The sequence below is a fragment of the Streptococcus sp. HMSC073D05 genome (assembly GCF_001812015.1).
GTDB lineage: Bacteria > Bacillota > Bacilli > Lactobacillales > Streptococcaceae > Streptococcus > Streptococcus parasanguinis_D.
In genome coordinates this window covers 155,768-171,249 of the sequence record NZ_KV807499.1, presented here as the reverse complement: position 1 = coordinate 171,249, position 15,482 = coordinate 155,768, and the positions used below count along the sequence as shown (strand labels likewise).

Genomic DNA, 15,482 nt, shown 5'->3' with positions numbered 1-15,482 from the left:
AACGAATTACCGATTTCTGTCCCACTCTCTTTTATTTTTGAAATCAGTCCTTTAGTTTCATGGCTTTGATTTTTTCTTCTTCTGGGGTGACCCGCAGAGTCTTTTGGCCGGTGTAGGTGACAAAACCTGGCTTTCCACCAGTTGGTTTATTGAGTTTCTTGACTTCGATCATATCTACTTGGACCAGGTTTGAGAGACGGGCCTTGGAATAGTAGGCGGCCAACTCTGCAGCATCGGTCTTCACTTCATCCGATGGATTTAGATTTCCTGTAATGACGACGTGGCTTCCCGGGATATCTTTGGCATGGAACCAGAGCTCATCTTTCTTAGCGATCTTAAAGGTCAGTTCATCGTTTTGCAAATTATTGCGACCCACTAAAATGATGGTTTTTCCATCACTAGCTAGGTATTTCTCAGGTTTTTTCCGTTTATGAATTTTTTCGCGATTGCGCCGTTTGATAAAGCCGGTCTGGATTAGCTCTTCTCGAATTTCTGCCACCTCAGCTAGGCTCGCTTGAGAAAGGGCTGTTTCAACCGTTTCAAGATAAGAAATGGTTTCCTTGGTTTCTTGAATGAGGATGGTCAAATGTTTGACGGCTTCTTTTAACTTCTGGTAGCGTTTAAAGTAGCGTTGGGCATTTTGATTGGGGGTCAGGACCTTGTTGAGTTGGATGGTAATGGGCTCGTTGGTATAGTAATTGTCCAGGACAACTTGGTCTTGGTCGTTTGGTACCTGATGGAGGAAGGTTGTCAGCAATTCTCCTTTTTGGCGGAATTCTTCCGCATTGTCGGTCGCCGCTAACTCCGCCTCTTGTTTGGCTAATTTTTTCCGGTTCTTTTCAAGATCGTTTTCGACCTTGCGGATCAACTCACTGGCCTGTTGTTGCACCCGATCGCGCTCAGCCTTGTCTCGGTAATAGTCATCCAGCAGATCGGAAAGTGTCTCAAACGTTTGACTAGTCGCATCTGCAAAGGGGATAGCCGAGAAGGATTTGGTTGTTAGGCGTGGCTCAGTTGGAGCTTGGAAAAAGGCACGGAAGGTCTTTAATTTTCCATCCGTCTCAAGTCGCTTGGCTAATTCTTGAGCCGTATCTCGCCCCAAACCTTGGAAACATTTTTGAAGGTTCTTTGGACTTAACTCTTCCTTGTGAAGAAGGGCAAAAAGGGCTTCATCTCCAATAGTAAAAGGATTGACAGCGTCGGTTTTCGGAGGAGCTACATAAGTTGATCCAGGGAGAATGGTCCGGTAGCTATTTTGTGAGAAGCCGACGTGTTTGATAGCTTCGATGATTTTATTGCTGGTGCGGTCCAGGAGAATAATATTACTGTGCTTGCCCATGATTTCGATCATGAGGCTGACAGAAATAGCATCTCCAATTTCATTTTTATTGGAGACACGGATTTCGAGAATCCGGTCGTTCTCCATTTGTTCAATCCCTTCGATGACAGCGCCTTGAAGATATTTGCGCATAACCATAATAAAGGTATTGGGAAAGGCAGGATTTTCAAAGTTGGTCTGGGTCCGTTGAATCCGTCCAAAGACAGAATGGGCTGAGAGTAAGAGTTTTTGGTTTTTCCGATTGCCTCGGATTTGGAGCACTAATTCTTGCTCGAAGGGTTGGTTAATTTTTTGAATGCGGCCACTCAAGAGTTCGGCCTTCAATTCTTGCACCATATGGTGTAAAAAAAATCCATCAAAAGACATGGGATTCCTCATCATTCTAGCGTTTATTCTAGTAAATTATAACAAAATTAGTGCGGAAATCCCAGAAAGAAGCAAGAGGATGTTGAATAGAAAATGCGAACGTTTCCAAAAAAATGCAGAAAAAGTATTGACATTTTTGAAAGAAAACTTTAAAATGTAAGAAATTAGAAAAGTAGTAAATGAAAGTTTCAAGAGAGCCTACGGTTGCTGAGAGTAGGTAGCGGCAGTTTATGAAATTGGACTAATGATGAGATGAATTTGAAACAATAAAAATTCGGTTGGCACACCTTATCGTGCAACTTGTTGCTAGACAAGACAGAGATATGGGGGAGACTATCCTTTTCCCATAAGTGAGGTGGTACCGCGATGACACGTCCTCACATAGCTTTTGCTATGTGTGGGCGTGTTTTTTGTTTTAGATGAGAAGGGAGAAAAGATATGAAGAAACGATGGCGTCTCATTCTTTAGAGGATGAAAAAAAGAAGAAAATGAAAAATAGAAGAGGTATTAAAAATGAAAAATAAACGTTTAATGGGAATTATTGGTTTGATTGCAGCAGCAGTCATTGGGACAGCGATCTATTCAGCTACAGCAGGCAAAGACAACAAGGCAGCAAGCAGCAATGAAAAGGCTAAAGTTGGGGTCTTACAGCTGGTCAGCCACCCTTCGCTTGACTTGATCTACAAGGGAATTCAAGATGGTTTGGCTGAAGAAGGTTATGATAAGGATAAAGTGGACATTGATTTCCTTAATGCTGAAGGCGACCAAAACAAAGTTGCAACCATGAGTAAACAATTGGTAGACAAGGATAACCAAGTCTTGATTGGAATTGCAACTCCATCTGCTCAAGGATTGGCTAGTGCAACAAAAGACAAACCCATCGTTATGGGAGCTGTCACTGATCCGGTCGGCGCAAACTTGGTCAAAGATTTGAAAAAACCAGGTGGCAATATCACTGGGGTATCTGACCACAATCCAACTGAGCAACAGTTGAAATTAATCAAAGAATTGACTCCGAACGTGAAAACAATTGGGATCCTGTACTCAACCAGTGAAGATAACTCAAAATCTCAAGTAGAAGAATTTACAAAATTGGCTGAAAAAGCAGGCTACAAGGTCGTTCCTTATTCTGTTCCTTCTACAAACGAAATTGCTTCCACTGTGTCTGTAATGTCAGGCAAAGTCGATGCCATCTGGGTTCCAATCGACAATACCATCGCTTCAGCCTTCTCAACAGTTGTCGAAGCCAACAAAACAGCTAAAAAACCAATCTTCCCAAGTGCGACAGCTATGGTAGAAGCTGGTGGTCTTGGTTCAGTCGTTGTCGACCAACACGATCTTGGGGTAGCAACTGGTAAAATGGCTGCGAAGATCTTGAAAGGTCAAAAACCTGCGGATACACCTGTTGAAATCTTTAGCCAAGGAAAATCTGTCATCAATAAAAAAGTCGCAGATGAATTGGGTATTACTATTCCAGAATCTGTCTTGAAAGATGCTGGACAAGTCATTAAATAAAAAGAAAACGAATCACAAGAATGGCGGGGGAATTTGGCTTTGGCAGGTCTTTAAATCGTGACCTTTGAAAATGTCTACCAGTGCCCAGAACCAACTTTTATACTCTTGGTAGAGGAGAAAGAAATGGAAGTCAAGATAACAGATCTTCATCCGACCCAACTTTATTTATCAGAAAAGAAGTTACAAGCTATCCAGATGCTGGATCAGTCGGCAGACATCATCAATGTGGATCCAATTAGTGTTCTTGCATTTGGAAATCGCTTCTTGATTACAGACGGGCATCACAGGGCTTATCAGGCTTTATTGGCAGGTCGGGATACGATTTCTGCTGAGTTTGATAGAGATGGTGGCGATGAATTGTATGCTCTCTATGCGCAAGCTTGCGAGGAAAGAAAGATATCCTCTGTTTTGGATTTAAAACATCGTATCTTACCTCAAGATGAGTATGAAGCAAAATGGTATAACTGGTGTGATGGTTTTAACCAAGCAGCAACTCTTCTATTGAAAAGGCAATCAGATGAAACAGACAAGGCAAATAGATAATGCACGGTCTCTTGTTCCTTTTTCTATTGAATTAGTCTCATCTAACTTGTTTTTTAACTAAAAATCTGATAAACTATGTAGTAATTGAATAGAAATCTGCAAGACTAGTACCTCAAGGGAAGTGCGACAGGGAGAAGGGCCGTGACTGAAAGCTCTTTGCATGAAAGCTGAGTGAATTCACTTGCGTAAAGGATTTAGAAATTAAGGTCTGGTTTACAGATAAAAACGGATGGTACCGCGTGTCAACGCTCCGAATGAGGGTGTTGGCGCGTGGTTTTTTCTATGTCTGTAGAGGGACCATGATGGAGGAAATATGTCAACGATTGAAGAACAATTAAAAGCGCTTCGTGAAGAAACGCTGGCAGCTTTGAAGCAGATCTCTGCTGAAAATAAAAAAGAATTGCAAGAACTACGGGTCTCTGTCCTTGGGAAAAAAGGATCTCTGACGGAAATTCTTAAAGGGATGAAGGATGTCTCTGCTGAGATGCGTCCGGTTATTGGAAAACACGTCAATGAAGCCCGTGATGTCTTGACGGCTGCCTTTGAAGAAACCGCCAAACTCTTGGAAGAAAAGAAAGTCCAAGCTAAACTAGCGAGCGAAAGCATCGATGTGACCCTTCCAGGTCGTCCAGTTGCTAGTGGTTACCGTCATATTTTGACCCAAACTAGTGAAGAAATCGAAGATATCTTTATTGGGATGGGGTATCAAGTCGTAGACGGCTTTGAAGTGGAGCAAGATTATTATAACTTTGAACGGATGAATCTGCCTAAAGATCACCCAGCTCGTGATATGCAGGATACCTTCTACATCACAGAAGAAATCTTGCTTCGGACCCATACTTCACCTGTACAGGCGAGGGCGATGGATGCACATGACTTTAGCAAGGGGCCTTTGAAGATGATCTCTCCAGGGCGTGTTTTCCGTCGAGATACAGATGATGCGACCCACAGCCACCAATTCCATCAAATCGAAGGTTTGGTCGTTGGGAAAAACATTTCCATGGCCGACCTTCAAGGAACGCTTCAATTGATCGTGCAAAAGATGTTTGGTGCAGAACGTCAAATCCGTTTGCGTCCTTCTTACTTCCCATTCACTGAGCCATCGGTTGAAGTGGACGTTTCTTGCTTTAAGTGTGGTGGAGCGGGATGTAACGTATGTAAGAAAACTGGTTGGATTGAAATCATGGGAGCTGGTATGGTTCACCCACGCGTCCTTGAGATGAGTGGCATTGATCCAACAATCTATTCAGGATTTGCCTTTGGACTTGGTCAAGAGCGTGTGGCCATGCTTCGTTACGGAATCAATGATATCCGTGGCTTCTATCAAGGGGATGTTCGCTTCTCAGAACAGTTTAAATAATCATGTTAGTTAGAGTAAAAATCGATCAATTAGAGACCTTACGTGACCTAGAAGTGGAAACCTATCGGGATACCTTTGGTCCCTATATTGTTGAGGAAGATTTGGAAGATTACTTCTCTACTGTGCTCTCTTTGGAGCAAATTGAGAAGGATCTGCTAGATCCAGAATCCGAAACCTATTTTGTCCTCAATGAAGAACAAGAAATCTGTGGTTTTCTCAAGTTTAACTGGGGCCAAGCGCAGACCGAGCCAGTAGAGATGGACAAGTCCTTTGAGATCCAACGGATCTATGTCAAGAAGGAATGTCATGGGGCTGGTTTCGGCAAGGAAATGTTTACCTTTGCGCTGGATCAAGCCAAGAGACGTGGCTTTGAGTGGGCCTGGCTAGGTGTCTGGGAACGCAATTTTAAGGCGCAAGATTTTTACTACCGCTTTGGTTTTGAACGATTTAGTGAACACCAGTATATAACCGGAGATACCGTGGATACAGACTGGTTGTTGAGAAAGAAATTGATCTAGAAGGAACAAGAAACTTCTATTCTAGAGAAGGGGAGGTTACTAGACCTACCTAAGCCAGCCTCGGGCTGGAAAACACAAAATGAAAGGATCTAAACGAGGGTGGATGGAGATCTAGGAAAGATAACTAGATTTCTGCTTAGCCCTTGGTATCTTACATATGTTAGTTAGTTATAAATGGTTAAAAGAATTGGTGGACATTGATGTACCATCACAAGAGTTGGCTGAAAAAATGTCAACCACAGGGATCGAAGTAGAAGGTGTGGAATCACCAGCTGCCGGTCTCTCAAAAATTGTCGTCGGAGAAGTCTTATCTTGTGAAGATGTGCCAGAAACTCACCTCCATGTTTGTCAGGTTAACGTTGGCGAAGAAGAAGCCCGTCAAATCGTCTGTGGAGCACCAAATGTGCGTGCAGGCATCAAGGTTATGGTGGCACTTCCGGGAGCTCGTATCGCTGACAATTACAAAATCAAAAAAGGGAAAATCCGTGGTTTAGAATCTCTCGGAATGATCTGCTCACTTGGTGAATTAGGGATTTCTGACTCTGTTGTACCGAAAGAATTTACAGATGGCATCCAAATCTTGCCAGATGATGCAGTTCCAGGTGAGGAAGTCTTCTCTTACTTAGACTTGGATAATGAAATCATCGAGCTTTCTATCACTCCAAACCGTGCAGATGCCCTTTCGATGCGTGGGGTAGCGCACGAAGTAGCAGCCATCTATGACAAGGCAGTGAGCTTCAAAGACTTTACCTTGACCGAAACAGACCAAGCTGCAGCGGATGCTCTTTCTGTCAGCATTGACACAGACAAGGCTCCTTATTATGCAGCTCGTATTTTGGACAATGTGACCATTGCACCAAGTCCACAATGGTTGCAAAACCTCCTCATGAACGAAGGCATCCGTCCCATCAATAATGTGGTTGACGTGACCAACTATATTCTGCTTTACTTTGGTCAGCCTATGCATGCCTTTGATCTGGATACCTTTGAAGGAAACGATATCCGAGTACGTGAAGCGCGTGCTGGCGAAAAATTGGTGACCTTGGATGGGGAAGAACGTGACTTGGAAACAAGTGACCTCGTGATTACGGTTGCTGATAAACCTGTTGCCCTTGCAGGTGTCATGGGTGGAGAGGCTACAGAAATCTCTGAAAACTCTAGTCGTGTCGTCCTTGAAGCAGCTGTCTTCAATGGCAAATCGATCCGTAAGACCAGCGGTCGCCTCAACCTTCGTTCTGAATCATCTTCTCGCTTTGAAAAAGGGATCAACGTGGCAACTGTTAATGAAGCCCTTGATGCAGCAGCGAGCATGATTGCTGAATTGGCTGGTGCAACCGTGCGTAAGGGCATCGTTTCAGCAGGTCAGTTGGATACTTCAGATGTGGAAGTTTCTTCCACTCTTGCAGACGTTAACCGTGTCCTTGGAACAGAGCTTTCCTACGCGGATGTTGAGGATGTCTTCCGTCGTCTTGGTTTTGGCCTTTCTGGAAATGCAGAAGCCTTCACAGTCAGAGTTCCTCGTCGCCGTTGGGACATCACTATCGAAGCGGATCTTTTTGAAGAAATTGCTCGGATTTATGGTTATGACAAATTACCAGCAACCCTTCCAAAAGATGACGGGACAGCCGGTGAATTGACAGCGACTCAAAAATTGCGTCGCCAAGTTCGGACCATTGCAGAAGGTGCTGGATTGACAGAAATCATCACCTATGCACTGACAACACCTGAAAAAGCAGTGGAGTTCACGACTGCACCAAGTAACTTAACGGAGCTCATGTGGCCAATGACTGTGGATCGTTCAGTCCTTCGTCAAAATATGGTTTCTGGTATTTTGGATACAGTTGCCTACAACGTAGCGCGTAAGAACAAAGACTTGGCTCTTTACGAGATTGGAAAAGTTTTCGAGCAAACGGGTAATCCAAAAGAAGACTTACCAAATGAAATCAACAGCTTTGCCTTTGCATTGACTGGTTTAGTCGCTGAAAAAGACTTCCAGACTCCAGCTGTTCCAGTTGACTTCTTCTATGCTAAGGGAATTTTGGAAGCTCTATTTGCTCGCTTGGGTCTTGAAGTGACCTATACAGCAACGCAAGAGATCAAGAGTCTTCACCCAGGACGCACAGCCTTGATCTCACTTGGTGATCAAGTAGTCGGTTTCCTCGGTCAAGTGCACCCTGTGACGGCTAAGGCTTACGATATTCCAGAAACTTATGTAGCTGAGATCAACCTTTCAGCTATTGAAGCAGCCCTTCAACCAGCAGCAGCCTTTGTGGAAATTACTAAGTTCCCAGCAGTCAGCCGTGATATCGCTCTTCTCCTCAAAGCAGAAGTGACTCACCAAGAAGTGGTCGATGCCATCCAAGCTGCGGGCGTGAAACGTTTGACAGACATCAAACTCTTTGACGTCTTCTCAGGTGAAAAACTAGGTGTTGGAATGAAATCTATGGCCTACAGCTTGACCTTCCAAAATCCAGAAGATAGCTTGACTGACGAAGAAGTCGCTCGCTATATGGAAAAAATTCAAGCTTCCCTCGAAGAAAAAGTCGACGCAGAAGTGCGCTAAATCTAAAAAACATGAAACAGTTGAGAATTTCTCAGCTGTTTTTTTCTTCCAGGATTTGCAAGTTATAGGCCTTAAAACCCTATAAAAATAAAGAAATTCCTTTAAGTACTCAAAATATACATGTCAACCATCTTTCTATTTTTGACAAATATTTTTATTTTTTTGTAAAATATACTTGTCAAAAAGAAAAAGAAGTGTTACAATGATTTCAGTTGAAAGAAGAGGAGGTTTTCTTATGGGAGCCGTGTGGATTATTTTTATCCTTTTTCTGCTTATATTTTATGCAAGCTCAGAAAAGAAGATAAAAAGGTTGAACAAACGCATCAGACGATTAGAAAAACAAGTGAAAGGAAATCAAGACATGTCTAGACTTTTAGAAGAATTGAAAGGCCAAACGGCCACTGTTTTAGTGAGTGGTGTTGGATTCGAGTATGAAATTTTGGATATCGACGAAGATTGGGTCAAATTGAGCCGTGAGAATAAGAAAAAAGAAAAGGAAACCCAATTAGTTCGCATCGAAGATATTCAAGGTATTCAACTATAAGGGGGCGAAAGCCATGATTTTAAAAAATCGACTGAAAGAGCTGAGGGCGCGTGATGGGCTCAATCAATCCGAGCTAGCCAAGCTAGCAGGAGTCTCGCGCCAGTCCATCAGTCTCTTGGAGCGGGGGGAATACACCCCCTCGGTTATCATTGCGATCACCATCGCCCAGATTTTCAAGGAACCGGTGGAGAATGTTTTTAGTCTAGTAGAGGGAGAAGAATAAAAATGAAAAAGCAACAACAAGAACGATCTGATCGTTACCATTTTTGGAGAAATGTGGGAATCATCACAGTTTCCGGCTTGATTGGAGGAGTTATCGGATTTTTGACAGGGATGTTTGGATCCAAAAAGCCTCTGGAAATCCAATCCTTCTTTAGTAAAGAGGTGCTCCTTTTGGGCTCAGTAGTTTTATTCTTGGTCGTGTTTATGATCACGATGGTCCTATTGATGCGGGTAAGTAAACTTCATTACAAGATTCTCCATATAGAAGACGAGGATGAAGCCTATCACTATGATATCCAGAAGGAAAAACTGTATGGGTTAGCGACCATCTTTAAAGGAATCATGATCTTGCCATACTTTTTTATTATCATCTTTTATATTCAATTGGTGAATTTGGATAAACCTGCGGCTTTTATCTTTGGACCTTTTACCATGCTCTACCTTTTTCTTGCCTTGATTGTCCTATTTTTCCTAGTGGGTATCTTCTATCGTAAGACCTTTAACTTGGTTTATGGGAAACCGATTCCCCGCAATGCCGATGCCAAGGAAATGCGTGAATTTATGATGAGTATGATGGATGAGGCAGAAAAACAGATAAACTACGAGGAAAATTTCGAAGTGGTGGTTAAGTTAAGCAATTATATCTTGCCGAGCTTTCTCCTTGCTCTCCTCCTCATTGGAGTTGCCTTCAAAACGGATATCCTCTTAGCTTTGTTCGTCGTATCCATTCTCTATATTTATATCCTTATTTCACAATACAAAATTACCAAACGTTATTATAAAGAGTAAAGGAGTCATCCATGTTAGAAATTAGAAATTTAGAAAAAAGCTTTGGCAATAAGCAGGTCCTCTTTGGAGTGGATCTGACAGCTCAACAAGGTCATATCCTTGGTTTGGTTGGGAAAAATGGGGCCGGAAAAACCACCATTTTCCACAGCATCCTGCGCTTTTTGGACTACAGCGGTGAGATCCGTCTAGATGGCAAAGCGATTACGCAAGAAACTTACAAAGAAATTGGCTATTTGCCGGAAGAGCGTAGTCTCATGCCAAAACTCACAATTTTTGAGCAGGTCCGCTATTTGGCTGCCTTAAAAGGAATGAGCACTGCCGAGGTCAAGGAAAAATTACCGATTTGGATGGAAAAACTCCAAGTGAAGGGGAAATTGACTGATAAAATCAAGAGCCTCTCAAAAGGGAACCAACAGAAGGTGCAACTGATCATCACCTTGATCCATGAGCCTAAATTGATCATTTTAGATGAACCATTTAGCGGATTGGATCCGGTCAATACAGAAGTGCTCAAGCAGGTCATCTTTGAAGAAAAAGAGCGTGGGGCAACCATTATCTTTTCTGACCACGTCATGACCAACGTCGAAGAGTTGTGTGATGATATCCTAATGATCCGTGATGGTTCGGTTGTCCTTTCAGGGCCTGTCCAAGAGGTCCGGAATAGCTATGGCAAGACTCGCCTCTTTGTCTCAAACGACTTTAGCAAAGAAGAGCTAGAAGCTCTGCCACACGTGACCAAGGTCAGCATGACCAAGCAAGGGACGTGGAAGCTGATCTTGGATGATGCGTCAGCTGGACCAGAATTATTTGATCGCTTGACCAAGGGCCACTACCTTGCGACCTTTGACCACCAAGCCCCAACTATTGATGAGATCTTTAAACTTGAATCAGGAGTAGAAGTATGAAACAGATGTTTGTCGTAATGAAAGAAACCTATATCAGACAAGTGAAATCATGGAGTTTTCTCTTCATGGTCTTCGGTCCCTTCCTCTTTTTAGGGTTGAGCATTGGAATCGGTTATCTGACAGGTTCATCTACAGAAGCCAAGAACCAGGTGGCCTTGGTGACAGAAGTGGTAGCTGTCAAAGAAAGCCTCAAAGGAACCGATGGCTTGACCTTAGACTACAAAGATGAAGCTGCAGCTAAAAAAGCTATCAAGGATGAGAAAGCAGCTGCTTACCTAACGGTCGATGAAAAAGATGGCCAGCTAGAAGCGACTTATGTGGGCGACCAAGCCATGAAAATGGGATTGAAATCCCTTGTCTCTGCAAAATTAAGCCAAGTCCAACAAGGAATCAATCTAGCGCGTGCCAATTTAAGCAAAGAGCAACTGACAGCCTTGTCTCAACAGGTTTCTCTGAAAGAAAAGATTGATGAGAAAAAAGAAGGCTTGAAAATGGTGCAAACCATGGTTGCAGGTGCTCTAGGAATGCTACTTTATATGATTTTGATGTTCTACTCTGGTATCACAGCCCAAGAAGTGGCCAGTGAAAAAGGAACCAAGATCATGGAAGTGGTCTTCTCTAGTATCAAAGCAACCGACTATTTTTTCGCACGCATGCTCGGACTTTTCGGAGTGATTTTTACCCACATTTTTGTCTATGTCGTTGGGCTTGTAGCCGTTTGGATCTTTAGAGCAGATATCCCTGTTGTCAAGGATTTTCTCTCTCCAAACTCTCCAATTACCCAGCACCTAGCAGAAGCGATCTCGCTCAATACGGTCTTCTTCATTATCCTTGGGGTCTTTATGTATGTGGTGCTCTCTGCCTTCTTAGGCTCCACAGTAGCACGACCTGAAGATTCAGGAAAAGCGATTTCGCCACTGATGATGTTAGTCCTCTTTAGCTTCTTTGGGGTAACCACCTTGGGAAGTGCTGGTGATGTCTTCTTATTGAAGATCGGTTCGTACATTCCATTCATTTCAACTTTCTTCATGCCTTTCCGTACCATCAATGGCTATGCGACTGGTCTTGAAGCTTGGGCTTCATTGGGAATTGCGGTTCTCTTTACCATTGTGGGAACAGTGCTCATCGCCCGTATCTATGCCAGCCTGATCCTTCAGACCGATGACCTCGGACCATGGAAGACCATCAAACGTGCTCTTAGCTATCGCTAATCAAACAAGCCTCAGTTATTGCTGGGGCTTTTCGATTGCAAATTGACTTTTGAAATCCTTTTCACTACAATAGAACTACAGAAAAGGAGGCGGACATGAACTATATTGAGTTTGCTGAAAATGAGCGTCTGTCCACGATTGTCCTTGGGATGATGCGGATCAGTCAGATGAGTGAAGATGAGGTGGAGGCCTTGGTAGAGGCAGCCTTGTCGATTGGCATTAACACCTTTGACCTAGCGGATATCTATGGTGATGGCCAGTGTGAGGTCCTGTTGGGTAAGGTTCTCAAGCGCCGTCCGGATCTTCGGAACCAGATGTGGATCCAGTCCAAGTGTGGCATTCGCAAAGACGGTTTTACCTATTTTGATTTTTCCAAGGACTATATTTTGGACTCCGTCGATGGCATCCTCGATCGTCTGCAGATCGAGCGCTTAGATAGTCTCCTCCTTCACCGACCGGATGCCCTCATGGAGCCTGAAGAGGTGGCGGAAGCTTTTGATCAGTTGGAGCAAGCGGGCAAGGTCCGTCATTTTGGGGTGTCCAATCAAAATCCTATGATGATGGAATTGCTTAAAACGGCTGTCAAACAACCTCTCAAGGTCAACCAGTTGCAGTTGAGTGCCGCCTTTACACCGAGCTTTGAAGCTGGTTTTCATGTCAACATGGAGGGGCCAAAAGCAGCAGTTCGTGATGGTAGTGTCTTTGAGTATTGTCGCTTAACTGATACGGTGATTCAAGCTTGGTCTGTCCTCCAGCATGGCTATTTCAAGGGGAATTTTGTCGGCAAGGAAGAGTTTGCGGCCCTCAATCACGTGCTCAATGACTTGGCGAAAAAATACCAAGTCACACCGACAGCCATTGCCCTCGCTTGGGTCCTTCGCTATCCAGGTAAGATGCAGGCCGTCATTGGAACGACCAAGCCACAGCATGTCCTTGAAGCAGGGAAAGCAGCAACAGTCACCCTAACGCGCAAGGAATGGTACCAAATCTACTTGGCGGCGGGAAATGATTTGCCTTAGAATCTTGTTAGTAAACCAGATTCCACTCTTATAGGTGGTCTGGTTTTTTGTTTGGTAGTTTTCAGATTTTTCTTGACAAGTCTTTCTATTTTATGGTATTCTTTATGCAACAAGTGTTGCGCAACGTACGTTGCGTGAAAGGAGTCTTATGCCACCAAAGGTTAAATTTAGTAAAGAAGCTATCATTGGGACAGCTTTACAATTGGTGAGAGAAGAGGGGATGGCTGGTTTGACAGCTAGAGCATTAGCGGAGAAACTGGGAGCCACACCGAGAGTCATTTTTGGGCAATTTGCTAATATGTCTGAGTTACAAGCAGAGGTTATTGGTGCTGCGGAGATGGTCGTGGTGGGGTATATTCGCAAGGCCTTAGAAGATGAAAAGCCTTTTCGATCTGTCGGGGTTGCTTATATCCTTTTCGCCTCAAAAGAGCCACAACTCTTTCAATTGCTTTTCCAAAATCCTAGCAAAAATCCGATTCGTCGCTTTCAAGATTTTCTTCCCATGAAGGATCATAGTTACCAATTGGTTCTGGATTCGATTGTTGCAGACTATCCTTTGACTGTAGAGGAAGCTAGTCGCTTGTACCAGCATCTATTTATCTACTCACACGGGATGGCCTCTATGGTTGCTTCTGGTATTTATCAGTTCGGCATGGAAGAAGTGATTGGATTATTGACAGAGGTTTGTCAATCTCTCATCAAAGAAATGGTAGGAAAGAAATGATTCAACTAGAAAATGTACACAAAAGTTACGGCCAAACCAAGGTTTTAAAGGGGATTGATTTGCAGATACAAGACCAGGATGATGTGGTTATCCTCGGTCCTTCTGGATCGGGCAAGTCAACTCTCTTAAATGTGTTATCAGGCTTAGAAAAGGTAGACGAAGGGCATATCCTTATTCAAGGACAAGATTTATCACAACTCACGGATGCTCAATTGACAGCCTTTAGACGTGAGAAGATTGCCTTTATCTTCCAGCAGTATTATTTATTGCCGAATCTGACGGTCAGACAGAATGTAAAGATGGGTGCTGACCTGGCAAACAATCATGATTTTTTGCAGATCATCGAGGATTTGGGGCTTGGCGATAAGCTGGACAAGTATCCGAGTGAATTGTCTGGTGGGGAACAGCAGAGAGTCTCCATTGCTCGTGCCTTGGCCAAAAAGCCAGAGATTCTTTTCTTAGATGAGCCGACGGGAGCCCTGGATGAAGAAACAGGGCGCAAGATTCTCGACTATATTTGGAAACTGAAGGAAAAGCTAGGCTTTACCTTGATTATGGTGACGCACAACCAAAATATTGCGGATATGGCCAGAACCATCATTCGTGTCAATAGTGGCAAAATTACCGAAGTTGTGACCAATGATCAACCTCAGACTGCTTATGAGATTGGATGGTAAGCCATGTTTTCAGTAAAAGATATTCGAAAATTAGTTGTCGTTAGTATCATTGGAGCCTGTGCGGTCTTTGTGGCCAATCTCTTCTTGAATTTTTACCTGGATATCGAGCAGTTGGAGATTTCGAAAACCAATCCCATGATTCAGACCTACTATAATGCCCAAGTTTCGCTTTCCTGGATGGTGGCCATGGTCAGTGGAGTTGTCTTGTCTTTGACGTCGGTCCTTCTCATGTGTTTTTATATCAAACAATTTGTCGATGACCACAAGGAACAATTAGGAATTTTAAAGGCTTTGGGCTATAGCAATGGCCAGTTGGCGAAACGATTTTGGGCCTTTGGACTCAGTTTTGGGGCTGGAGCGTTTCTTGGTTATTTTGCTTCCTTTCTCATGATGGGACATTTTTATGACTTCCGCAATGAAAAGGGGATTCTGCCAGAAATCACCATTCATTTTCACTGGCAGCTCTTGCTTGCTTTGGTGATTCTTCCAACAGCATTTTTTATGCTTCTCGCGATTGGTTATGCTAGAAGACAACTACAAACGCCAGCGCTTCGCTTATTGAAAAAATCTCCAACACCAATCAAGGGCCAAAGGAGAAAGAGGGCTCCTAAGAAAGACAAATCTTTCCTAAAAGAACTATCCTCGTCACTGATTTGGGGGAGAAAATCGATCTTGTTTTTTGTGGTCTTTGGCTCTATGTGTTTTGCGGCCATGGTTCAATTGTCCTTTGGCCTCAGGGATTACACAGATGATATCATCCAAACCATGATGATTATGATTGGTTTAATCCTTTCTTTCTCGATTCTCTTTTTGTCATTGGGGATTGTGGTCTCTGAAAGTCGCGAAACTTTGGCTCTTATGAAGGCTTTTGGCTACACCGATCGTGAATGCCAAAGTCATATTCTCGCTCCCTATCGTTTCTGGGCTTATCTAGGATTTGTTCTTGGGACGGTTTACCAATACGGTATCATGGAAATTTTGATCGGTGTGATCAAAGATACGGTTCCTGAAAAGATTGAGCATCACTTTGATTGGAATGTGTGCTTCTGGACTTTGATCGGTTTTGCGGTGGTTTATGAAAGCCTCTTTTATCTATCCAACAGAAAACTCCAAAAGCAAACCATCAAAGAAGTGCTTTTAGCTGAATAAATAGAAGAGAGAGTGGGACAGAAATCGGTAATTCGTTA

15 protein-coding genes and 1 other annotated feature are annotated in these 15,482 nt (G+C 43.3%); of the genes, 14 read left to right on the top strand and 1 reads right to left on the bottom strand.

Annotated features, from left to right (window positions below; all coding sequences use genetic code 11):
- Positions 1-43: 43 nt before the first annotated feature.
- The gene (locus HMPREF2832_RS08305) at positions 44-1,705 is read right to left on the bottom strand and encodes an Rqc2 family fibronectin-binding protein (protein WP_070506522.1); all 1,662 of its coding nucleotides are present in this window, start codon (positions 1,703-1,705) and stop codon (positions 44-46) included.
- 150 nt (positions 1,706-1,855) lie between these two features.
- Positions 1,856-2,087 (top strand) — a binding site (T-box leader).
- 131 nt (positions 2,088-2,218) lie between these two features.
- Here HMPREF2832_RS08305 and trpX point away from each other — a divergent pair.
- The 14 genes from trpX to HMPREF2832_RS08235 all read left to right on the top strand — a co-directional run bounded on the left by trpX (position 2,219) and on the right by HMPREF2832_RS08235 (position 15,444).
- Positions 2,219-3,220, top strand: a complete 1,002-nt coding sequence (trpX, locus tag HMPREF2832_RS08300; protein WP_024055230.1) for a tryptophan ABC transporter substrate-binding protein — start codon at positions 2,219-2,221, stop codon at positions 3,218-3,220.
- A gap of 123 nt (positions 3,221-3,343) precedes the next feature.
- On the top strand, positions 3,344-3,763 hold the full coding sequence (locus tag HMPREF2832_RS08295; RefSeq protein WP_049482289.1) for a chromosome partitioning protein ParB: 420 nt from the start codon (positions 3,344-3,346) through the stop codon (positions 3,761-3,763).
- A 313-nt stretch (positions 3,764-4,076) separates the two neighbouring features.
- Positions 4,077-5,123 carry a phenylalanine--tRNA ligase subunit alpha gene (gene pheS, locus HMPREF2832_RS08290; RefSeq protein ID WP_070506517.1) on the top strand — a complete coding sequence of 349 codons (1,047 nt, stop codon included), beginning with the start codon at positions 4,077-4,079 and terminating at the stop codon, positions 5,121-5,123.
- 2 nt (positions 5,124-5,125) lie between these two features.
- On the top strand, positions 5,126-5,641 hold the full coding sequence (locus HMPREF2832_RS08285; protein ID WP_070506514.1) for a GNAT family N-acetyltransferase: 516 nt from the start codon (positions 5,126-5,128) through the stop codon (positions 5,639-5,641).
- A gap of 157 nt (positions 5,642-5,798) precedes the next feature.
- Positions 5,799-8,204, top strand: a complete 2,406-nt coding sequence (gene pheT / locus HMPREF2832_RS08280; protein ID WP_070506509.1) for a phenylalanine--tRNA ligase subunit beta — start codon at positions 5,799-5,801, stop codon at positions 8,202-8,204.
- A 235-nt stretch (positions 8,205-8,439) separates the two neighbouring features.
- Positions 8,440-8,748: a hypothetical protein gene (locus HMPREF2832_RS08275; RefSeq protein WP_049506276.1), complete on the top strand. Its 309-nt coding sequence runs from the start codon at positions 8,440-8,442 to the stop codon at positions 8,746-8,748.
- Positions 8,749-8,761: 13 nt separating this feature from the next.
- Positions 8,762-8,971 carry a helix-turn-helix transcriptional regulator gene (locus HMPREF2832_RS08270; RefSeq protein WP_003002675.1) on the top strand — a complete coding sequence of 70 codons (210 nt, stop codon included), beginning with the start codon at positions 8,762-8,764 and terminating at the stop codon, positions 8,969-8,971.
- A 2-nt stretch (positions 8,972-8,973) separates the two neighbouring features.
- Positions 8,974-9,759, top strand: a complete 786-nt coding sequence (locus HMPREF2832_RS08265) for a DUF3169 family protein (RefSeq protein WP_049506274.1) — start codon at positions 8,974-8,976, stop codon at positions 9,757-9,759.
- 11 nt (positions 9,760-9,770) lie between these two features.
- A complete protein-coding gene (locus HMPREF2832_RS08260; RefSeq protein ID WP_049506271.1) occupies positions 9,771-10,664 on the top strand; it encodes an ABC transporter ATP-binding protein in 894 nt (297 codons plus the stop codon).
- Positions 10,661-11,875 carry an ABC transporter permease gene (locus HMPREF2832_RS08255; RefSeq protein ID WP_070506505.1) on the top strand — a complete coding sequence of 405 codons (1,215 nt, stop codon included), beginning with the start codon at positions 10,661-10,663 and terminating at the stop codon, positions 11,873-11,875. Before HMPREF2832_RS08260 ends, HMPREF2832_RS08255 begins: the two co-directional genes overlap by 4 nt.
- 95 nt (positions 11,876-11,970) lie before the next feature.
- On the top strand, positions 11,971-12,894 hold the full coding sequence (locus HMPREF2832_RS08250) for an aldo/keto reductase (RefSeq protein ID WP_070506500.1): 924 nt from the start codon (positions 11,971-11,973) through the stop codon (positions 12,892-12,894).
- A 148-nt stretch (positions 12,895-13,042) separates the two neighbouring features.
- Positions 13,043-13,618, top strand: coding sequence for a TetR/AcrR family transcriptional regulator (locus tag HMPREF2832_RS08245; protein WP_070506495.1), 576 nt, complete (start codon positions 13,043-13,045; stop codon positions 13,616-13,618).
- Complete coding sequence (locus HMPREF2832_RS08240) at positions 13,615-14,295, top strand: ABC transporter ATP-binding protein (RefSeq protein ID WP_004182281.1); 681 nt, start codon at positions 13,615-13,617, stop codon at positions 14,293-14,295. The genes HMPREF2832_RS08245 and HMPREF2832_RS08240 overlap by 4 nt, the downstream gene beginning before the upstream one ends.
- Positions 14,296-14,298: 3 nt before the next feature.
- Positions 14,299-15,444 carry an FtsX-like permease family protein gene (locus tag HMPREF2832_RS08235; protein WP_070506491.1) on the top strand — a complete coding sequence of 382 codons (1,146 nt, stop codon included), beginning with the start codon at positions 14,299-14,301 and terminating at the stop codon, positions 15,442-15,444.
- Positions 15,445-15,482: the final 38 nt, after the last annotated feature.